Here is a 20,591-nt window from a genome sequence, read left to right as displayed (position 1 = left end):
CGCGGTCGTTCGCGGCGGAGGGGAGCACGCCATGAAGAGAAGCGTTGCGGCAGGCGTGACCGGCGAGTCGGACACCGGTCGGGCGCCTCGCATTCGTCGTACCGTCGGATTGATCGTCGCGGTCGCGCTTGCTGCCGGTCTCCCGCTGGCGGTCACGCCCGCCCCCGCGGTCGCCCACGGCGCGACGCATTCGATCACGCCGGCCGCCGGTGCCGCGCTCGCGACTGCTCCGGAACGGGTCGAGGTGGTGTTCGCCGCCGAGATCATGTCTGACAGCACCGTCACGATCATGGACCACACGGGTACGGATTGGGCCGGCGGTCGGCCGGCTGTCCAAGGAGCGACGCTGATCGACCAGGTGAAAGCAGGTATGCCCGACGGCGGGTACGAGATCAGCTGGCGAGCAACCTTCACCGACGGACACCCGGTAGCCGGCACGGCGGAGTTCACCGTGGGAGCGGACGCTGCGGCGGCCGCCACAGCGAATCCGTTCCGGGCCCGGGTCACCCACGGCGGGGTCGTCGCGTTCTACACCGTCGCCGGCCTGGCCGTACTTGCTCTCCGTTTCGCGATCATGACGCTCTCACGCGGTGTCTACACCGCCAGCAAGCGTGCGGCCACACGTGACGGCTCCACTCTTTAGACCGACCTGCTCGGTTTCCGCCTCTGTGCGGCCCGCTCGCCTGAAGGCGTCGACCCGCCGCCGGTGGTCATGTGCTGCTCGAGCGGTGGGGACCTGGTGGGGAGATCGGTGCGGGGTGCCGTCGTACGCGAATGTTGTCGGCGATGACGATCCCGGTGAGGACTGCGCCGCTGGCGAAGGCATTGACGAGCGGTGGCAGGAGCAGCATCGGCGGAAGGAGACAGGCGAGCGCGACCAGCCCGATGACGCGGCTTCTGGAGACGTGGCCGAACACCAGGTACTCCAGGAAGATCCGACCGGCAAGGAACAGCGCGGTACCGCCGAGGATGGTGACGGTCGGGGTCGCGCGTGGATTGCCTAGTGGATCGTCGATGACCAGTTGGGCGCCTACCGAGGCGACGACGAGGCCGGCGATCATGACCAGGTGTGCGTAGGACACCAGGGTGCCGAGACGGTCGGGATTGGCTGATGCCCCGATGGCTGGCCCGACGTCTTCTCCGGCACGGAAGATGTAGATCCGCCAGATCAATGCAGTGACGGCGAATGTCAGCACGAACGCCACGGTCCGATCGGTAGCAAAACCGCGACTGGTGAGGGTCGATCCGATGGCCAGAATGACTTCGCCGAGGCCGATGACGAACAGTGCCCGGTTGCGCTCGGCCAGGAACTCGCCGCCGGCCGGCACCTGTGCACCGCCCAGGCGCATGAGTCTTGGCAGGGGGTAGCTGAACCACCGTGCGACGTAGATGAGGACAACCGCGAGCGTCCACAGCGCCGTGCGTACTCCGCTTGAGGCGACCGCCCCGACAAGCCAGGGCACCCCGGTGGCGGCATGCCAGATCGCCGCCCGTCCCGCAACACGTTGTAGCTCCTGGCCCCGCAACAGGACCACGAGGAAAAGACTGCGACCGATCTGGATGGCAAGGTAGGCGACCGCGAAGATCAAGCCGGTCCTGCCGAACGCCTCGGGGGCCGCCGCCGAGAGCACCAGGGCACCCACCATGGTGGCGATGACCAGCAGTTGCACCGGCGGCCGTCGCGGGTTCAACTGCCCGGTCACCCTCGCGGTGAGGGACCACACCCATCCGATGGCCAGCAACAGCACCAGTGCCTGGAACGCGCCGGACCAGGTCAGGTTGTTGAGCAACTGCTGGGCGAGCGCGCGGAGCGCGAAGACGAACACGACATCGAAGAACAGCTCCAGGAACGACGCACGCGCGACGTCCTCGAGCCTGCGAACCAGACCGCTTGTTCCACTTCCTGTCACCGGCTCGCCCGTTCCTACCGATCTTCGGTTGGTATCAGCGTATCCGTCCTCTTCGTCCGGGTGGCCTGGTCTCCGACCTCTCCCTCGAGATCGTCCAGCCGGCCTCTCCGAGCACCGTTGAAGTGGTCAGGTGCTGCTGCCCATCTGGACCGAAGACGCGCCCCAGGGCGGCGCCCGATTCTGCTTCACCCTGCCCGTTGCGTCGCCACTTCCCGAGGAGATCCACCTTGTCCCGCATCCTGATCGTTGACGACGACAGCGACCTGCTCAACGCCTGCCGGGTCGGGCTGCGGGCACTCGGTCATGACGTACGGACCACCGAAACCGGCATCGACGGGCTCAACGAGGTCGCGCTGCGACCACCTGAGGCGATCGTCCTGGACCTCGGCCTGCCGGACATCGACGGGTTGGAGGTCTGCCGACGCATCCGCACCTGGAGCGACCTTCCCGTCGTCGTTCTGTCGGCCGACAGCTCCGAAGACCGCAAGGTGGACGCGCTCGACGGCGGTGCCGACGACTACATGACCAAACCGTTCGGTATGCGGGAACTTGATGCGCGCGTACGCGTCGCACTCCGCCACCACCTGGCGGGGACCGCGGACGATCAGACGACAGAACTGCGCGCCGGCCCCCTTCGTCTCGACCTCGTGCACTACGAGGCCACCTTCGACGGTCGTCCTCTTGACCTCACCCCGAAAGAGTTCGACTTCCTCGCGTACCTTGCCCGCCACGTCGGAAAAATCTGCACCCGGCGGATGATCCTGGAAAACGTCTGGGGAGCCGCGTACTCGAAGGAGTTGCAGTACCTCAAGGTCTACGCGTATCGGATCAGACGGAAGCTCCACGACGAGGACGGCCACTTCCTGGAGAACGACCCCTCCGTCGGCTACCGGCTGGTGGTCGCGGACAACTAGCGGACGCTTCGTCTCATGGCTGTGGTGGTCGAGACGGCTGCCTATCCGTGGTCTGGACCTGGTTGGCCGGTGCCGCCGAGGTTGTTTCGAGTTTGGTGTGGAGGACTTCGCGAGCCTGTTCGGCGGCACGGGTGATGCTCTCGCTGATGAAGTCGAGGAAGCGGGCGATGTTCTCCAGGCGGGTGGCGGCGGGGGTGTTGGGGCCGAGGATGGCGACGCCCTGGCGTGCGGTTGCGACGAGCTGGTCGTTGGATCGGGCGCTGGCGATCGTCGCCTGGTAGAAGAGTTCGTCGTCGACGACGTAGCGGTCGCGGCGGCGTTCGTCGCGTTCTCGACGGACGAGGCTCTGGCTCTCCAGGAAGGTGATCGCCTTGGAGATGGACGCCGGGCTGACCTGGAGACGCTGGGCGAGTTGGGACGCGGTGAGGCTGCCCGCGTCGGTGGTGAACAGGCAGGTCAGCACCCGGGCTGTCATCTTGGTCAGGCCGGAAGCCATGAGGACGGTAGTGAACGTCTCCTCGTACTCGGCCACGGCCTCGGCGTCGCGTCCGTGCGGCTGGGGGACTGATTCCGCCCCCCGAGAGGAGGCGGGCCTGCGCCGGTGGGCGCGGCGTTCGGTGGCGCGGTGGGCCAGGTCGGCGCGGTAGGCGGTGGGGCCGCCGTTGCGCATCACCTCACGCGTGATCGTCGAGGTGGGACGGTCGAGGCGTCGGGCGATCTCTGCGTAGGGGAGGCTGTCGGCCACCCCCAGCGCGATCTGCTGACGTTCCTGCTGGCTGAGCCTGCCTCCCGGCATCGCGATCTCCTTGGTGGTCCTTCATGGCGGTCCCTGCTCCCCCCATCATAGCGTTCACTTCTCATTCATTGCAATGATCAGTGCAGTGACCGTTGCGTTGAATCCAGAGTCGTTGCAACACTTTCTATGCTCCTACCTGCGTATATGCCGCTCCGATGCAACAGGACTGTTGCCGGGTTGTGGAAAGCAACGTAGCGTTTCCGGTGTCAGAAACACGAACGAGCACAGGAGAGCACGATGCAGAAGTTCGCCACCCCCACCCCGATCTCCGCCGTCCTGGACATCCCCGCCGGGCGCATCCAGTTCATCGCCGCAGACCGCGCCGACACCACCGTCGAGGTCCGGCCCGCAGACCCCTCCAAGAGCCGCGACACCAAGGCCGCTGAGCAGACCACCGTCGCCTACGCCGACGGCGTCCTGCGGATCACGGCCTCGACCCCCAACAGCCAGCTCTTCGGCCCCTCTGGATCCCTGGAGGTCACCGTCCAGCTGCCCGCCGGCTCTCGCATCGAGGCCAAGACCGCCAGCGCCGAGCTCCGCGGCGTCGGACGTCTCGGCGACGTCGCCTTCGAAGGCGCGTACCGCCAGATCAAGATCGACGAGGCCGCGAGCGTCCGCCTCACTGCGATCGACGGCGACGTCGAGGTCGGCCGGCTCAACGGTCCTGCGGAAATCAGCACCGCAAGGGGCGACATCCGGATCGCCGAGGCCGTGCGGGGCACGGTCGTGCTCAGCACCCAGTCCGGCAACATTTCGGTCGCCGCCGCCGCCGGCGTCTCGGCCGCGCTGGATGCCGGTACCGGCTACGGCCGTGTCAGCAACGCCCTCAAGAACGATGGCACCGCCGAACTCGACATCCGTGCCACCACCTCCCATGGCGACATCGCCGCCCGCAGCCTCTGAGAAGCAGAAGGGCTATTCGGCCGGGCCCACCGCGATCGAGATCCTGTCGGTCGCGGTGGGCCCGCCGTCCGTCCCGAGGGGCTTGCGATCCACGCGTTCGTCGCGGCGCACTTGCCTGGGGCGCTTTCGTTCCGAGAAGCAGCGCGCGTTGTACGAGCCGCTGCGGACCTATCTGGCTGATCGGCTCGAGGTCGAGGTGGAGCTCTTCGTCGCCAACAACTACGCGGGCGTGGTGGCTGCCCTGGTCGCAAAGCAGGTGGACGTCGCCTACCTCGGTGGGTTGACCTACACGCAGGCCGCCGAGCAGTCGCCGGGTGTGGTGCCGTTGGTGACCGAGGTCGACGAGGAGACCGGCACCCCGCGTTACTGGGCCGCGGTCGTCGTGCGGGCGGAGGCCCCCACCAAGTCCGTCGCGGACGTCGTCGCCGCCGGTGGCCGGTTCGCTTTCGGGGACGTGGGCTCGACGTCCGGGAGCCTCTACCCGCGGATGATGCTCGTCGACGCGGGCGCCAAGTGCCAGCCGGACGATCTGAACGCCTGCCCCCCGCTGCGGAACGTCACCTTCACCGGGGGACACGACGCGACCGCGCAGGCGGTGCTCAACTCCTCCGTCGAGGCCGGCGGGCTCGAACTGCGGATCCTGCACCGGCTGGAGCGGCAGGGCACCGTCCCGAAGGGCGCCCTGCGGGTGGTGGAACAGCGCGAGGTGATGGGCTACCCGTGGGTGGCCCGGGATGGGCTCGACGAATCCGCCCGGCAGAAGGTCACCGACGCGTTCCTCGCCATCACGGACCCAGCCCTGCTGTCGTTGATGCGGGCCAAGTCCTACGCGGCGGTCTCGATTGCGGACTACACCGAGGTACGGCAGAACGCCGAGCGCCTCGGTCTGCTCACCAAGCGGTGACAGCATGGACGTCACGCTGACCGGGCTCTCCGTCAGGTTCGACAGCCAAGCCGTTCCGGCGCTGGAATCCGTGGACCTTCAGGTGCGCGCCGGCGAACAAGTGGCGTTGCTCGGCTCCTCGGGAGCCGGGAAGAGCACCCTGCTGCGGGTGCTGCTCGGCGGCGTACGGCCGCTGGCGGGGGAGGTCCGCGTCGGTGGCCGTGATCCCTTCGGGCCGGCCGCCGACGTGCGGGCGCTGCGGCAGCGGTCCGGGTTCCTCCGGCAGCGCGACGACCTCGTCCCCGGCGTCAGCGCGCGGACAAACATCCTGATGGGCCAGTCCTGGCGGTGGCGGGTCGGCGACTGGCTCACCGTCGCCCGGGGCGGCGTGCCGCGCCGGCACACCGCCCGCCTCGACGAGTTGGCCCACCGACACGGGATCGTCGACCTGCTCGATCGGCGGATCGAGCACCTCTCCGGCGGTCAACGCCAGCGGGTCGCCCTGGTACGGGCGCTGCTCGGCGGACCAGGGCTGCTCCTAGCGGACGAGTCGACGACGGGGTTGGACCCGGAGCGGGCCGCTGCCGCCGTGGCGGACCTGCGCGGGGCGGACGGCGTCACCTTGCTGCTCGCCACCCATGACGGCGCGCTGGCCCGGCAGTTCCCCCGCGTCGTCGGGCTGCGCGCGGGGCGGATCGTCGCTGACGGCCCACCGGACACGATCTCGATGGAGCAGCTCTATGCCGCTTGAGACGGAGGATAAGGACCCGCCGGTCGCGTCCGCGGGGCGGCCGGCCGGTCCGCGGACACGGGCACCGATGCGTACGTTGCAATGGGTGGGGCTGCTGGTCTGCGCCACCGTCGTGCTCTGGTCGCTCTCGGCGACCGGGGTGGGCGTCGGATCGCTGGTGCAGGGGCGGGAGGGCACCGTCCGGTTGCTCTCCGGGCTCTTCCCACCCGACCTGGACCCCGTACTGCTGCGCCGGATCGCCGCCGCGACCGTGCAGACCCTGCAGATCTCGGTCGCTGCGCTGGTGCTGGGTGCCGTCCTCGGCCTGCCGATGGCAGTGCTCATCGCTGGCAACGTACGGGCACCGCGGGTGCTGGCCCTCCCGGCGCGATGGCTCGCCGCGGTGCTGCGGGGCGTACCGGAGTTGCTGTGGGCGCTGCTCTTCGTGGCGGCGGTCGGCCTCGGACCGGCCGCCGGGGTCTACGCGATCAGCCTGCACTCGGCCGGCATGGTGGCCAAGCTCTGCTCCGAGCAGATGGAGGCGGTCGACCCGGCCCCGGTGGAGGCGGTCCGACTCACCGGCGCCTCCCGCACCGCGACCGCGCTCTTCGCCGTCGTCCCGCAGGCTCGGGGCACCATCGTGTCCCAGCTGCTCTACCAGTGGGAGTGCAACGTCCGCAGCTCGGTGGTGATCGGCTACGTCGGCGCGGGCGGGCTGGGCCAGGAGCTCGGCGTGGCGCTGCACCTGTTCCGCTACCAGGAGCTGGCGACGCTGATGGCCGCCGTGCTGCTGCTGGTCCTCATCGTCGACGGCGTGTCGGTCCTGATCCGCCGGCGGCTCGGGGTCATCGCCGGGCCGCCCGGCGACTGCGAACGACCCCGCTTCCGCCAACGCTGGCGCCCACAGCACTGAGTTGCTTCACACCGCCCCGGCGGGACGGGGCGCCAGCTCGATCGGACCCGTTCGTGGACCTGGGCGGCGGGCGGGCGCATCGACGATTTCGGCGATCGCTTCGAACGGGTTGTACTGGCCGATCTCCTTGGCCAGGATCCCGGCCTGGGAGCGGTAGCTCGGGTCGCGCAGCACCGTCTGCACGGCGGCGCGCAACTCGGTCGCCCCCGGCATGCTGGTGCGCAGGTTGACGCCGGTGCCGCTCCACTCGACGCGGGCGGCCACCTCCGGCTGTCCTCGCTGGCACCGGCGACCACCAGCGGCACTCCGTAGTACAAGGCGGTCTGCACCCCGCCGTAGCCGCCGTTGGTGACCAATGCGTCGGCGTGTGGCAGCAGCCGGTCGAACGGCACGAAGCCGGCCAGCCGCACGTTGTCCGGCACTTCGGCCAGCGCCCGGCGTACCAGGTCCGGCCCGTCCTCGCGAACGGTGGCGGCCACCACGAGGACGTCGAGGTCGGCGAGGGCGCGCACCGTGGGGATGACCAGTTCGTTCAGATCGTTGTTGGCGACGGTGCCCTGGGTGACGACCACCACCGGCCGGCCGGCTGACAGCTCGGGCCACCATGGCGGCTCTACGTAGTCGCCGGTGGAGGCTGGAGGAAGCGTACCGACGAACTGCAGGTGCTCCGGAAGGTCGCTGCGGGGGTACTCGAAGCTGGGCACGGTCAGCTGCAGGTAGTGGTCCGTACGGCGGAACGGCGCGTCGAAGAGGTAGCCGGGCACCGTCACACCCAACGACTCGAACGTTGCCTCGCCGAATCTCTGCAGCTCGGCAAAGACCTGGCGCACCTCAGCATTCATCGCGCGGTTGCGGGCGCGCGCCTCCTCGCCTGGCGTTGGCACGATACCGGCGCCGAACGCAGGAGTGTCCTCGCTCTGGATCAGCAGGGGGACAGAGCCCAGCGTCACGAGCGTCGGGCGTTCCTCCGGCGCTGTCGAGAGGCTGAGCACCGGTATCGACCAAAACCCAAGCTCACCAAGCACCACATCCGCGGGGAACGTCGCCAACAGCGCCCGTAAACCCCGCACCTGCGCGGGCAGATGGCCGAGGAAGAAGTTCTCAAAGTCGAACGACAACTGGGCCGGTCCTGGTGGCAGCGTGGCCCGCACCGGAAAGAGGGTGTCCAACTTCTGGTCGTCGAGATCGGCTTCCGGCGGTAGTGCCTGGAATCGCGCTCCGATCGCCAGCGCGCGCTCCTCGAACCGGGATCCGGTGTATACGACCACCTCGTGACCACGCCCAACCAGGTCCGCCGCGACCGTGAGGACCGGGCTCACGTGTCCCTGAAAGGGAGTCGCTCCAACTATTACCTTGGCCATTCGAGTCTCCTCACTTAGTACAGCGCCGGCTTCACCACGCGAGGGTGGAGGGAGGTCCCGGCGTTCCGGCCCGATGGGCGCCGGAGCCCGCTGCTCACTGATCCTCACGGCGCGAGGACGCCGAGGCGGTCGGCCGCCTCGATCACCTCACCGAGCAACCCGAGCCATTGGTCCACGTCGGCGGCCTTCAGGCCCACGTCGAGCCCGAGGCCCTGGCCGCCAGCGAGGTACACCTGGGTCACACCACTCTCGCGGGCGACCATGAGGTCCTCGGCGATCTGCCGGGGCGATCCGCCGAGGAAGGGCCGGCCCTCCCCGATCGGCTCACGGGTGACCGGGGTCGGCCAGGGCACCTGGTTGACCACCATGAGATCCCCGGGGTCGCGGCCCGCCTCTCGGGCGGCGTCATAGAACGCGGACACGACGCCGCGCAGTTCCTGCGCCGAGGAGGTGATCGGGATCAGGCCGTCCGCGATCCGGGCGGCACGCTTGACGGCGGCCGGCGCATTCGCGGCCAGCAGCACCGGAATGCGGGCCTGGACCGGCTTGGGGTTCACCTGCGACGGCGCGATCCGGTAGAACTCGCCTTCGTGCCGGACCGGGTCCGGGCCCCACGCGGCCCGCAGCGCCGTGATGAATTCCTCCGTGCGGGCACCCTTGCGGCCGCTCGACACGTTCGCCGTCTCGAACTCGTTGTGCTGCCAGCCCTGTCCCAGACCGGCGATGACCCGGCCGCCGCTGAACCGGTCCAGGGTGGCGAGCCGGCGGGCGAGCATCACGGGCACGTGCAGCGGCGCCACCAGAACCGCGGTGCCCAGCTTGATCCGCTCGGTCACGGCGGCGATGTAGCTCAGCGTCTCCAGCGGCTCGTACGTCGAGCCGTAGAACTCCGGCAACATCTCGGGTTCACCCCCCGTCCACAGCACGACCTTGTCGATCGGGCGGAGCAGGCGTTCAAACGTCCACAGGGCGCTGTAACCGAGCCGTTCGGCCTCCTTGGCGACCTTGACGATCGTCTCCGGCGAGGTCTGCGGCCCGGCGGTGGGCAGTGCGAGACCGAGTTCCATGGGTCCTCCCACAGGTGGAATTCATAAACGGGTTGTCAGAGATCGCAGTCCCGACGAGTCAGCGATGCCAGGGCCTGGCCGGTAATTCGTCACGGCCGTATGCCGCCGGGGGTCTGCTCGGCGGTCCTGCCGGCATGTGGCCAACCCAGCCCCCTGGCGGCGGAGCTGCATGACTCCTTTCTCAGGCACGAGGAATGGCGTACCCAAGGGGATGAGTCAGGCATCGGGAAAGGTGGATCGTGTGGGGTGTGCATCCGGCGACCGCGGCAGCCGTGCCGGCGATCAGCCCGCCCCTGGCATTCGCACATTGATCACGAGTGCTGCGTTCCCTGTTCGTCCGCGACCTGAATGATCGTCTTGCCTGGCGTGCGGCGGCGGGCGAACGCGGAGGCCGTTTCGGAAAGCGGTCGCACGGCGCCGACGATGGGGTTGAGCCGTCCGGTCCGGAGGCGCTGGGCGAGGTCGGTCAGCCGAGCGCGATCAGGTTCGACGACGAAGAAGATGGCCCGCCCGTCCTTGGGCTGCACGGTAGGTGGGGTGGCGATGGTGACGAGGGTGCCGCCTGCGCGTACCAGTTTGGTCGATCGCTCGAGGATGTCGCCGCCGATGACGTCGAACACCACGTCCACCTCGCCGACGTGCTGCAGATCGTCGGCGTCCAGGTCGAGGAAGGTCTGCGCGCCGAGGCCGAGAGCGACGTCACGGTCGCCTGCTCGGCCGGTGCCGATCACGCGAGCGCCCACCTCCCGCGCGAGTTGAACGGCGATCGAGCCGACGCCGCCCGCGGCGCCGTGAATGAGGACGGTCTGGCCGGTCGTGAGGTGGGCGTGGTCGAACAGTCCCTGCCACGCGGTCAGTCCGGAAATGGGCAGCGCGGCCGCCACGGTGTGGTCGATGTCGGCGGCGAGGGGGGCGAGGTTGCGAGCCTCCACCGCGGTGTATTCGGCCAGGGATCCGTTGCGGGTCCAGTCGGTCAGTCCGAACACCCGCTGGCCCACGGTGAGGCCGGTGGTTCCGTAGCCGAGCTCGACCACGACTCCGGACAGCTCGTGCCCGGGGATGCTGGGTGCCCGGTCGCGACCGGCGCGATCGGACCACGTTCCCGGCCAGTCGAGTTCTCCGGGGGTGAAGCCTGCGGCGTGCACTTGCACGATGACATCGTTTTCCGCAGCGTGGGGGTAGGGCATGTCGGTCAGGGTGAGCCCGCTGACACCCGCGTCACGGTCTCGCACGGTGATCGCTCGCATGCTCGAATCCTTTCCAAGAAAGTTCGTCGGCTCTTACCGTTCATCGCGTGCTCTCGTGAGATGTCCAATCAGCTCGGCCAGGGCGATCCGACGATGCGTTCGACTGTCGTGACGCGCTGGAAGCCGGGGATGAAGTGTTCGAGCACGTCGGAGTTCACGGTGCCGTTCGTGGTTTCGGGGCGGTTCTTCAGCCCGTCGACGTAGGCCCGCAGAAACTCGTTCTTGAAGTCCCCTCGTGGGTGGACGGCGAGAATCTCGTCCAGCTGATCGTGTTCCAGTCCGTCCAGGCCCAACCCGAGTACGTCGGTCAAGACACCGAGGTACGTGGTCGCGATTTCCGGGGCCATCCGGTCGGGGATGCCCGGCGTGGTGTGTAGCGCGATCGCCGTCCAAACGGTCTCGGCGGCCCCCGTCGAGAAACCCCGGTCGAGGAGGAACTTGCGCGCGTGGTCAGCGCCATCGACTTCGAAGCGCTGCTCGACGTCGGAAAAGGGAGTCAGGAGGCCGGCGTCATGGAACATGGCCGCCAGATAGAGCAGCTCCGGGTCCGGTTTCACGCCGAGCTTGTGAGCGTGAATCAGGCTGAAGAGGAAGACCCTTCGGGAATGGTGGTAGATGAGAGGGCTGGTCGTCTCCCGGATGCGCCCGGTCGCTTCGGCGACCGCCGCTGTCTCAGGAATCTCCAGCCCCGCGATGACCTCTGGCACGATCTCTGACCTTCCCCGAGTGTGCGGACCATGTTTCCGACCTCCATGCTGCCCACCGATCGTCGTATGGCGCCGCCTTCGTCCGGACGGAAATCACCTATATCCGGACAGGGCGAAGTCGCAGTCGTGCTCCACCACGCGCGGTGCCGTGTCCCCCCAGCGGGACGAGCGCGTGGCCTGCGACTTCGTGTCGTCCGTCACGGCCCGTTCCACGCGACGCCTGGTGTCGGGTTCATCGCGTGAGTCAACCGGGCATCGGTTGCGGAAAGAGGATTTCGTAGACCAGCCTTTGCGACGGCTCCGGCGTTTCTTGAATAAACCCCGCTGTGTACGTAATCAGGCGAAGATCGCAGGGAGTTCGTTTACCTGCAATAGTCGAAACGTGAGTAACCCGGCCACGAGGATGCCCGTCGTCTCCGGTAATGGCGTGCTACCAATAAGCGGTGTCCATGCTCATGTTTCGCCGACCCGACGGCGGTCAGTGCCGCCGGGGTCCGGTCGCTCACCGCAGGGATCCGGCTCCGAAGGGACCGGTGTGGTGAACGCTGGCCCCCATCGCGTCGCGATCTTCGTCTACGACGGAGTGACGTTGCTGGACGTCGCCGGTCCCGCGGAGGTGTTCAAGGAGTCGAACCGGTTCGGTGCCGACTACCGGATCGTGCTGCTGTCGCCGACCGGTGCGGACGTCACGTCGAACCTCGGGGTCCGGGTCGCGGTCGACGGCGCCATCTCCTCGGAGCCGGCTTTCGACACGTTGCTGGTGGCCGGGTCCGACCTCTATCCGCGCGCCCGTGTCCCCGCCGACCTGGCGGACGTCGTACGGATACCGGCGGCTGTGGCCGGCCGGGTCGCATCGATCTGCACCGGGGCGTTCGTCCTCGCCGCCGCTGGCGTCCTCGACGGCAAGCGTGCGACCACGCACTGGCAGGTCGCGCACGAGCTTGCCGCCTGGTATCCGACGTGCCGCGTCGAGCCCGACGCGATCTACGTTCGCGATGGCACCACGTACACGTCGGCAGGGGTGACGGCCGGGATCGACCTGGCGCTCGCTCTCGTCGAAGAGGACCACGGGCCCGACCTGGCACGCGACGTCGCACGCGCCTTGGTGGTGTACATGCAGCGCGCGGGCGGCCAGTCCCAGTTCTCGGCACCGCTGCAAGGACCGCCGCCCCGCTCGCCAGCGCTCCGCAGAATCACCGACCTGGTGACGGCGGACCCCCGTGGGGACCACTCGCTCGGTGAACTCGCGAAACACCTCAACGTGAGCACCCGGCACCTCACCCGGCTTTTCCACGACGAGCTGTCCACGACACCGGCCCGCTACGTGGAAAACATCCGATTCGACATGGCCAGGGCACTGCTCGACCAAGGACACACCGCGACGCAGGCCGCGACCCTCGCCGGGTTCCCCAGCTACGAAAGCATGCGACGGGTTTTCGCCAGGAAGCTGTCGATCAGCCCAGCCGCCTACCAACGCCGGTTCAGCACGACCCGCCGTGCGAATGCGGGTTAGTACTCCAGTTGCAAGTTGAGGGAGCTGGCGTGCGGCCGCGTCGTGTCTGGCCTCCGCCTCAGGACGGGTCCTGGCTTGGCGTTGCGCGTCAGGAACCGACTCAGCTCACCGGTCGGTTGCGACTGCCGCGATGGCGGCGAGCGGCCGATGAGTGCCGTCACTGGGCCGCCGCTGGCGCTCAACTTCCGTGAAGCCGGCACGCGTCAGTCGCTCGGAGATCGCGTCGACGGGCCAGCGATAGGCGGTCACGACTTTGTGGTCGAAGGCGTCGACCTCGTCACCGTCGAAGAGACCCAGCACCAACGTTCCGGACGGGGCGATGGCTCGCCGGAACTCAGCGAGCATGCCGTCGAGATCTTGCGGCGGTAGATGGATCAACGAGTACCAGGCCAGGATGCCGGCGATGGAGTGGTCGGCGACGTCGAGGCGTTCCATCGACCCGAGGTGGAACTCGGCGCTCGGGTGGTTCGCCCTCGCGTGGGCGATGAACTCGGGGACCATGTCGATTCCCGTTGCGTCGACGCCCAGTGAGCGAAGGTAGCCGGTGATATGGCCAGGCCCGCAGCCGAGATCGAGCACCGTGCCAGGTCGGCCTGCCAGATGTCGCCCGATGAAGGCGAGGTCGTCGGCGTGTACCTGCTGGCTCGTGCCGAACAGCTCGATGTAGAGCTCTGCAACGGACGCGTACGCCTGCCGGACCTGCTCCATGTTCACCGCCTGACTATATGAGCTCTCGGATTGGCCGGAGCCAGGCCCATGACCAGTTCGCCGCCGACCGAAGGCGGCGACTCAGGCCAACCGTCGCCGTGGTTGCAATTACCGATCGCGGTAGGTCAGCTCCTTGATGGCGTTCTCGCGCACGGTGGTTCAGGCTACGAGCAGGCGGAGGCCGAGCTCTGCGGTGTCGAGGGGAACGAGGTCGCGGTTGCGCTCGGCCCACCGACCTGAGGAAAGGTCTTCGCGGAGTGTGCTGACTGCCCGCTGCTCAGCCTGCGGTCCGACTCTGGTCCATACCGAAACCGCGCGGCGTACATGTTCGTCCAGGTATGCCTCAGGCCGGCGCCAGTGTGCCTCGAAGAAGCCGTCAGCGCAGTCCCAGGGGACGAGCACCGGCTCCGCGCGTCCTCCGATCGCGCGGGTCAGGTCGGCCAGGGACGGCCAGCCGACGAGAAGGTTCGCGAATTCAGGCAGGTAGTCGCGGGTGAGCCAGAACCGCTGACGCCAGCCGGTGTCATCCGCGTCGTACGTGAACACCACCACGCGGCGGGCCACACGCCGCATCTCACGCAGCCCGGCGACCGGGTCCGGCCAGTGATGGACAGTGCTCACCGCCATCGCGGCATCAAAAGACTGGTCCTCGAACGGCAGACTCTCCGCGGCGGCGGCCACGCACGGCGCCGCGCCCACGGGACGCTGCGCCCGCATGACCGCCGACGGTTCCACCGCCGTGACATCGCGGTCGGGGGGCTCGTAGGAACCGGTGCCAGCCCCGACGTTCAGCACCGTTCGTGCGTCCCCCAGCGCATCCCAAATCTGCGCGGCGATCCGCGGCTCGGTGCGCCGCGTCGCTGGGTAAGCAGATCCGATGGCGTCGTACAACTGCGCGCCGAACACTTGCAGTTGCTCCTCTGGCGTCGTCCTGATCCCCATTGCTCGTGCCTCCAGTTCCCTGTCTATGGCCGTGACCATGGCAGCAGCTCGGTCGCGCTGGTCCGTTAGCAGGCCGCGCAGCCGGCACAGGTGCGCGACTGCGTCGGTGGCCGGATCGTCAACCAGATCCGCGATCTCCCGCAATCCGAAGCCGAGCCGCCGGTAGGCGAGCACCTCCCGGAGTCGCTCCACATCGTCGGCGGAGTAGGCCCGGTGCCCGGCCGCGGTCCGCGTGGACGGCTCCAGGAGGCCGATCTCGTCATAGTGATGCAGCGTGCGGACGCTGACGCCGGCCAACTCCGCCACACGCCCCACGGTCAGGTGCTCCTCCACGCCACCGACTATGTGGCATGACGCCGCGTGAGGAGCAAGCACTTCGCTGCTGGCATGATCGAGTTCCGCTCATCGGCAACGCCTGTTTGATCATTGTGCGGTTGACGTTGCCTTCGTGTCAGCGCAGCTTCGATGGCCGGTTCTGCGGTGTCCAGGTCCACGGCAACCCAGAGCGGCGACGCACACCATGGACAGGTGGGCCCGTCTGCGCGTCGGGGTGTTTCGCGCACGACCCACCGATGCGCGGTGTCTCCGCACAGGTCCCGTCGGCTGTCGTCTGGGCCGATCGTCCAACCGCCCTCGAGCGCGTAGCTCGGCGCACCGACGTGCAGTTCGTCCGCGCCGACCGGCGGTTGCGTCGACCAGCGGCGCATGGCGCGAGGCCCTGGTACGGGGCGAGCCTCCGCGGATCGGCGTCCGCGATCTCGCACAATTCCTCGATCGCGTCGTCGTCCTCGGCGGCCGTCCTCCTGATCAATTCCTCGATCACGAGCGGATCGTAGCCGGGTCGATCGGCCGGCCACCGTCAGCTGTAGTACTGAGCGAGGCAGAACTCGTGGTCCTCCGGGTCGGCCATGACCACGACCACACCCTCGTCATAGTCGTGCCGTTCACCGGTGAACCGGCCACCAAGACCGATGACCAGCGCCATCGCCTCGTCGATATCGTCGACGGAGACGTCGAGGTGAATCCGCACCTTGCCTGATCGAGGCTCCGGCACTGGCTGGAACACCAGCCGCGGCTGAGGGTCACCTCGCTCGCCGAGGTAGACCCAACCCTCCTGCGACGGCCCAGGATCGCGACCGAGCAGGCCGCTCCAGAACCGGGCTACCCGCTCTGGGTCGACGCAATCGATCGTGACACCGGACCAGACGTTCGCCATGTACTGATCCTGACAGAGCTCCGGTCAGCGATCGTCCAGCGTCGACGCCACCCGGAGGCACTCGGGTCGGTATCACACGAGACGGGTGACGGCTTGGGCGCAGACCAGCGAGGTGGTCAATCGCCGTGGCGCCACTTTCCGCAGATGGGTCTCGTCCTTCCGCGCTGAGCGGACTTGTGGTGCCGGCAAGCGTGGGGGCGTGGGGTGTCGGCATCCGGCGGGTTGCCACCGGCCGCCCCACCGCCTGTTCTCGCGTTACTAAGTGGAGTGATTCGCATCACGTCGTGTCATGTTTCGACGTTCCGTGGTGTCTTGGGGGCATGACTGAGCACATCACACGCCACAAGATTGTCGTGATCGGCGGTGGTTATGCCGGAACGCTCGCGGCCAACCATTTACGGATGCGTGCCGACGTCGACATCGCTTTGGTCAATCCCCGGCCGAACTTCGTCGAACGAGTGCGGCTGCACCAGTTCGTGGCCGGCACCGGCGACGCCACGGTCGACTACGCCAAACTGCTCGGCGAGGGTGTCCAGTTGGTTGTCGACAGCGTCACGCGCATCGACACCACCGCCCGCGCAGTGCAGTTGGCGTCGGGCCGCGTGCTGGACTACGACTATGTCATTTACGCGGTCGGCAGCACTGCGGCGATACCGTCATCGGTGCCTGGCGCGGCCGAATTCGCATTCCCCATCGCAGAGTTCGAGGCTGCGCGGCGGCTGCGCGCCAGGCTGGAGGAGTTGCCCGTCGATGCTCCGGTCACCGTGGTCGGTGGCGGACTGACCGGCATCGAGACGGCCGCCGAGTTGGCGGAGCAAGGACGTACGGTCGCGCTGGTCTGTGGCGGAACCCTGGTGTCGTCATGGAGTTCGCCGGGTCGCCGGTACGCGGCCAAGTGGCTGTCCCGGCACGGGATCACCGTGCGCGAAGCTGACGTGGTGATCGAGGTTCGCCCGGATTCGATCGTCTTTGCCGACGGTACGGTGCGTTCGAGCGCACTGACCATATGGGCGACCGGTTTCGACGTGCCGGAGCTGGCGGCCGCGAGCGGGCTGCGTACCGACACGCTCGGCCGGCTGCTCACCGACGAGACGTTGACCAGTGTCGACGACGACCGGGTGGTCGCCGCCGGCGACGCCGCGGCACCGTCGGGCCAGCCGCTGCGGATGAGCTGCCAGGCCGCCGGGCCACTGGGGGCCCAGGCCGCCAACACCGTGCTGAGCCGCATCGCGGGGATCGAACCGGCGGTGATCAACCAGGCCCTCACGGGGTCGTGCGTCAGCCTCGGCCGGCACGCCGCCATGCGACAGCTCGCCCGCAAGGACGACACTGTGGTGAACATCTACATCGGCGGTCGGCTGGGCGCCGCGATCAAGGAGCTGACCTGCAAGGTCGCGGTGTCGCGGATCCGTCGTGGGGCCCGCAAGCCGGGTTCCACGGGCTGGGTCAAGGGCGGTCGGCGGCTGGAGCAGTCGGCCTCCGGCGCGCGGGTGGTCACGTCCCCGTGACCACCGACGAGCATGCCGAGCGATTCACCCTGTTGCGGCCGCTGCTGTTCACGATCGTCTACGAAATACTCGGCTCGGCCACCGAATCCGACGACGTGCTGCAGGACAGCTATCTGCGGTGGGCCGAGGTGGACCTCGCGACGGTGCGGGACACCAGGTCGTACCTGGCGCGGCTGGTGACCCGTCAGACGCTCAACGCGTTGCGGGCGAGCGCGCGCCGTCGCGAGGACTACGTCGGCCCGTGGCTGCCGGAACCGCTGTTGCTCGACGAGAACGACCCGTCGGCCGACGTGGTGCTCGCCGAGTCGGTGTCGATGGCGATGCTGGTACTGCTCGAAACACTCACCCCCGATGAGCGTGCGGTGTTCGTGCTGCGCGAGGTGTTCGGTTTCGGCTACGACGAAATCGCCGCAGCAGTAGGCAAATCCGTGGCGACGGTGCACCAGGTGGCGCACCGCGCCCGCGAGCACGTGCAGGCGCGACGCAGGCGATTCCAGCCCGTCGACGCCGCGAAGACCGCGCAGATCACCGAGCAGTTCATGACCGCGGCGGCCACCGGTGACATGGCAGGGCTGCTCTCCCTGCTCGCGCCGAACGTCACCTGGACCGCCGACAGTGGCGGCAAGGCCACCGCGGCACGCCGGCCGGTGGTGGGCGCGCGGAAGGTGGCGGCCGTCCTCATGGACCTCCTCCGCACAGGCCTGCAGAGGCCGGGCATGCGAATCCAGATGGCCAACTGCAACAACGGGCCCGCGATGGTCGCCCACATCGGTGACCGCCCCGAAGGCGTCCTCCTGATCGAGATCATCGACGGGAAGATCACCAACTTCTACGCCATCCGCAACCCAGACAAACTTGTCGCGATGACGGTTCCGCGTCAGATCAGCCGGTAAGGAGCCGACATTCCGCAGCGCATTGGGTCACCGTCGCGTATGCCCTGTGAAGGCTGAGCGACGCGGAGGTCGGCGGCGGTTTCAATGTCGTCTACTACAGCGTCAACGGCGACTCATCGGCGCTGCTGTTCGATGGTGACTCCCTTCGCCGTCGTCGTACTCGACCTCATTTTGGGCGACAGCCAGGGGTACGGAATCTACGCCGGCATCAATCCCGACAAGCTTTCCCACGTCGACTGAACACTAAGGAATCCCTATGTTGCGAAAAGTGATGACCTTGCCCAGTGGCAGGACTGCGAAATGGGCCATCGTGGCCATCTGGGTCGCCCTGATGGTGCCGGCCTTCATGCTGGCCGGCAACCTGGGCGACGTTGAGAAGAACGACAATTCGGCCTGGCTGCCGAGCAACGCGGAGGCGACCAAGGTCATCGACCAGGCCAAGAAGTTCCAGCCCGCCGATACCCTGCCCGCGATCGTGATCTACGACCGGCCCGAGGGCATCACCCCTGCCGATATGGCCAAGGCCCAAGCCGACGCCGACGCCTTCCAGGGCATCGAAAAGATCGTGGGGCAGCCACAGGGGCCATTGAGGGCCCAGAATGGCAAGGCCATCCAGATCGTGGTCCAGGTTGACGACGGCAACGAGGGCTGGGACGGGGCCCACAAGGTCGTCGACGCGATGACCAAGATCGGCGAACAGAACGCCAACGGTCTCGGGTTCCACGTCACCGGACCGGCCGGTTACGCGTCCGACTCGATAACGGCCTTCAGCGGAGGAGGCGCCCTGGGGACGATCACCGCGTTGGTGGTGGTCGTCATCCTGCTGTTCACCTACCGCAGCCCGTTGCTGCCACTGCTGCCGCTGCTGACCGCGGGCGGCGCCCTGGTCGCGGCGGAAGCGGTGATCTACCTGCTGGCGAAAAGCGCCGGGCTCACCGTCAACACGCAGACCAGCCTCATTTTGACCGTACTGGTGTTCGGCGCCGCCACCGACTACGCGCTACTGCTCATCTCGCGGTACCGGGAGGAGTTGAGGCGGCACGAGGACCGGCACGAGGCGATGGCGGAGGCCCTGTACCGCTCCAGTCCCGCGATCATCGCCAGCGCCGCGACCGTCGCTGTCAGCCTGCTGGTACTGCTGCTGGCCACTCTCAACTCCACAAAAGGGCTCGGCCCGGCCTGTGCCGTCGGTATCCTCGTCGGGCTGCTCGCCATGGTCACCCTGATGCCGGCCCTGTTGGTCATCTGCGGCCGCTGGATCTTCTGGCCGGTGAAGCCGTCGTACGGCTCGGTCGGGACACCCAAGGACAGCATCTGGACGCGGGTCGGCACCGCCATCTCCAGTCGGCCGCGGATCGTGTGGGTCGGCACCGCGCTCGTCCTCGGCGTCATGGCGATCGGGGTGACGGGGCTCAAGGCCGATGGGATCCCGAGCAAGGGCCAGTTCACCAACGAGCCGCAGGCGGTCGTCGGCGAGGAGATCCAGTCCAGACACTTCCCGGCCGGGTCGGGTGACCCCATTTACGTCGTGGCCAAGGCTGCCTCGGCGGAGCAGGTCAAGAGCGTGCTGTCAGGCGTCCCAGGGGTCGCCGACGTCGCGGCGCCGATGATCAAGGATGGTGAGGTCTTCGTTCTCGGGACGCTCAAGGACGCTCCCGGCAGCAAGGCCGCGATGCGCACCGTCGAGCAGGCCAGAACCGCAGTCCACAAGATCGAGGGTGCGGATGCCCGGCTTGGCGGCAGCACGGCGATCGCACTCGATACACAACAGTCGGCCGCCCGCGACTCCAAGGTGATCATCCCCGTCGTACTGATCGTGGTTTTCCTCATCCTCGCGCTGCTACTACGGGCGATCGTCGCACCGCTGCTGCTCGTGGCGACGGTGGTGCTGTCGTTCGGTGCGGCCCTCGGCGTGAGCGCTCTGATGTTCAACCACGTGTTCGACTTCGCCGGGGCGGACGCGAACTTCCCGCTCCTGGTGTTCGTGTTCCTGGTCGCCCTGGGCATCGACTACAACATCTTCCTGGTCACCCGGGTACGGGAAGAGGCACTGCTGCACGGCACCCGGCGCGGCGCGCGGACCGGGCTGTCCGCGACCGGCGGCGTGATCACTTCAGCGGGACTGGTACTGGCCGGTACCTTCGCGGCGCTGGGATCGCTGCCGTTGGTGTTCGCGGCGCAGCTGGGGTTCGCGGTGGCGTTCGGCGTGCTGCTCGACACCATGATCGTCCGCTCGGTACTGGTCACCGCGCTGACTCTGGACGTGGGTCGATGGATGTGGTGGCCCAGCAAGCTGTTCAAGCACCACGAGCGCCAGCCGTCGGCGGGCGAGGCCGACCCCGAACCCGCTTTCGTGGACGCGGGCAGGTGACAGCCTTCC

At 68.0% G+C, this 20,591-nt stretch carries 19 protein-coding genes and 1 pseudogene; 10 read left to right on the top strand and 10 right to left on the bottom strand.

Going from position 1 to position 20,591, the window contains the following annotated elements; all coding sequences use genetic code 11:
* Window positions 1-109 precede the first annotated feature (109 nt).
* The gene (locus OG990_RS20405) at window positions 110-643 is read left to right on the top strand and encodes a copper resistance protein CopC (protein ID WP_406076792.1); all 534 of its coding nucleotides are present in this window, start codon (window positions 110-112) and stop codon (window positions 641-643) included.
* Window positions 644-710: 67 nt separating this feature from the next.
* Here OG990_RS20405 and OG990_RS20400 read toward each other — a convergent pair whose 3' ends face one another.
* Complete coding sequence (locus tag OG990_RS20400; protein WP_406076791.1) at window positions 711-1,910, bottom strand: low temperature requirement protein A; 1,200 nt, start codon at window positions 1,908-1,910, stop codon at window positions 711-713.
* Window positions 1,911-2,137: 227 nt separating this feature from the next.
* On the opposite strand from OG990_RS20400, the gene OG990_RS20395 reads away from it, so the two are divergent.
* Window positions 2,138-2,824 (top strand): response regulator transcription factor, encoded by a 687-nt coding sequence (locus OG990_RS20395; protein ID WP_355603167.1) that lies wholly within the window; start codon window positions 2,138-2,140, stop codon window positions 2,822-2,824.
* Window positions 2,825-2,837: 13 nt separating this feature from the next.
* Here OG990_RS20395 and OG990_RS20390 read toward each other — a convergent pair whose 3' ends face one another.
* On the bottom strand, window positions 2,838-3,620 hold the full coding sequence (locus OG990_RS20390; RefSeq protein WP_406076789.1) for a helix-turn-helix domain-containing protein: 783 nt from the start codon (window positions 3,618-3,620) through the stop codon (window positions 2,838-2,840).
* A 237-nt stretch (window positions 3,621-3,857) separates the two neighbouring features.
* Here OG990_RS20390 and OG990_RS20385 point away from each other — a divergent pair, with 237 nt between their 5' ends.
* The 4 genes from OG990_RS20385 (at window position 3,858) to phnE (ending at window position 7,049) form a co-directional block, all read left to right on the top strand.
* Window positions 3,858-4,523 (top strand): DUF4097 family beta strand repeat-containing protein, encoded by a 666-nt coding sequence (locus OG990_RS20385; RefSeq protein ID WP_406076788.1) that lies wholly within the window; start codon window positions 3,858-3,860, stop codon window positions 4,521-4,523.
* Entirely contained in the window at window positions 4,411-5,427 is a 1,017-nt protein-coding gene (locus OG990_RS20380) for a phosphate/phosphite/phosphonate ABC transporter substrate-binding protein (RefSeq protein ID WP_406076787.1), read from the top strand. The genes OG990_RS20385 and OG990_RS20380 overlap by 113 nt, the downstream gene beginning before the upstream one ends.
* 4 nt (window positions 5,428-5,431) lie before the next feature.
* Window positions 5,432-6,157: an ATP-binding cassette domain-containing protein gene (locus OG990_RS20375; RefSeq protein ID WP_406076786.1), complete on the top strand. Its 726-nt coding sequence runs from the start codon at window positions 5,432-5,434 to the stop codon at window positions 6,155-6,157.
* A gap of 67 nt (window positions 6,158-6,224) precedes the next feature.
* Window positions 6,225-7,049, top strand: coding sequence for a phosphonate ABC transporter, permease protein PhnE (gene phnE, locus OG990_RS20370; protein WP_406076784.1), 825 nt, complete (start codon window positions 6,225-6,227; stop codon window positions 7,047-7,049).
* Between the two features lie 6 nt (window positions 7,050-7,055).
* Here the strand turns inward: phnE and OG990_RS20365 are convergent, their stop codons facing one another.
* The 5 genes and pseudogenes from OG990_RS20365 to OG990_RS20345 all read right to left on the bottom strand — a co-directional run bounded on the left by OG990_RS20365 (window position 7,056) and on the right by OG990_RS20345 (window position 11,431).
* Window positions 7,056-7,313, bottom strand: coding sequence for a hypothetical protein (locus OG990_RS20365; protein ID WP_406081987.1), 258 nt, complete (start codon window positions 7,311-7,313; stop codon window positions 7,056-7,058).
* Window positions 7,314-7,381: 68 nt separating this feature from the next.
* A pseudogene (locus OG990_RS20360) lies at window positions 7,382-7,891 on the bottom strand (glycosyltransferase); the annotation flags it as partial.
* Between the two features lie 623 nt (window positions 7,892-8,514).
* Entirely contained in the window at window positions 8,515-9,477 is a 963-nt protein-coding gene (locus OG990_RS20355; protein ID WP_406076783.1) for a TIGR03619 family F420-dependent LLM class oxidoreductase, read from the bottom strand.
* Between the two features lie 311 nt (window positions 9,478-9,788).
* Entirely contained in the window at window positions 9,789-10,724 is a 936-nt protein-coding gene (locus tag OG990_RS20350) for an NADP-dependent oxidoreductase (protein WP_406076782.1), read from the bottom strand.
* 68 nt (window positions 10,725-10,792) lie between these two features.
* The gene (locus tag OG990_RS20345) at window positions 10,793-11,431 is read right to left on the bottom strand and encodes an HD domain-containing protein (protein ID WP_406076780.1); all 639 of its coding nucleotides are present in this window, start codon (window positions 11,429-11,431) and stop codon (window positions 10,793-10,795) included.
* Window positions 11,432-11,813: 382 nt separating this feature from the next.
* On the opposite strand from OG990_RS20345, the gene OG990_RS20340 reads away from it, so the two are divergent.
* A complete protein-coding gene (locus tag OG990_RS20340; RefSeq protein WP_406076779.1) occupies window positions 11,814-12,944 on the top strand; it encodes a GlxA family transcriptional regulator in 1,131 nt (376 codons plus the stop codon).
* A 105-nt stretch (window positions 12,945-13,049) separates the two neighbouring features.
* On the opposite strand, the gene OG990_RS20335 is transcribed toward OG990_RS20340, so the two are convergent.
* The 3 genes from OG990_RS20335 to OG990_RS20325 form a co-directional block, all read right to left on the bottom strand.
* A complete protein-coding gene (locus OG990_RS20335; RefSeq protein WP_355603685.1) occupies window positions 13,050-13,658 on the bottom strand; it encodes a class I SAM-dependent methyltransferase in 609 nt (202 codons plus the stop codon).
* Window positions 13,659-13,811: 153 nt separating this feature from the next.
* Window positions 13,812-14,927, bottom strand: coding sequence for a MerR family transcriptional regulator (locus OG990_RS20330; RefSeq protein WP_406076778.1), 1,116 nt, complete (start codon window positions 14,925-14,927; stop codon window positions 13,812-13,814).
* Window positions 14,928-15,453: 526 nt separating this feature from the next.
* Entirely contained in the window at window positions 15,454-15,810 is a 357-nt protein-coding gene (locus OG990_RS20325; protein ID WP_406076776.1) for a VOC family protein, read from the bottom strand.
* Window positions 15,811-16,130: 320 nt separating this feature from the next.
* Here OG990_RS20325 and OG990_RS20320 point away from each other — a divergent pair, with 320 nt between their 5' ends.
* The 3 genes from OG990_RS20320 (at window position 16,131) to OG990_RS20310 (ending at window position 20,582) form a co-directional block, all read left to right on the top strand.
* On the top strand, window positions 16,131-17,318 hold the full coding sequence (locus OG990_RS20320; protein ID WP_406076774.1) for an NAD(P)/FAD-dependent oxidoreductase: 1,188 nt from the start codon (window positions 16,131-16,133) through the stop codon (window positions 17,316-17,318).
* Window positions 17,315-18,211 carry an RNA polymerase sigma-70 factor gene (locus OG990_RS20315; RefSeq protein ID WP_328425267.1) on the top strand — a complete coding sequence of 299 codons (897 nt, stop codon included), beginning with the start codon at window positions 17,315-17,317 and terminating at the stop codon, window positions 18,209-18,211. Before OG990_RS20320 ends, OG990_RS20315 begins: the two co-directional genes overlap by 4 nt.
* A 310-nt stretch (window positions 18,212-18,521) precedes the next feature.
* Window positions 18,522-20,582: an MMPL family transporter gene (locus OG990_RS20310; RefSeq protein ID WP_406076773.1), complete on the top strand. Its 2,061-nt coding sequence runs from the start codon at window positions 18,522-18,524 to the stop codon at window positions 20,580-20,582.
* The last annotated feature ends 9 nt before the right edge of the window (window positions 20,583-20,591 follow it).

It is taken from the genome of Micromonospora sp. NBC_00858 (assembly GCF_045207365.1).
GTDB lineage: Bacteria > Actinomycetota > Actinomycetes > Mycobacteriales > Micromonosporaceae > Micromonospora.
Note: the sequence above shows the minus strand (reverse complement) of the source record. Positions and strands in the feature narration are given on the sequence as shown.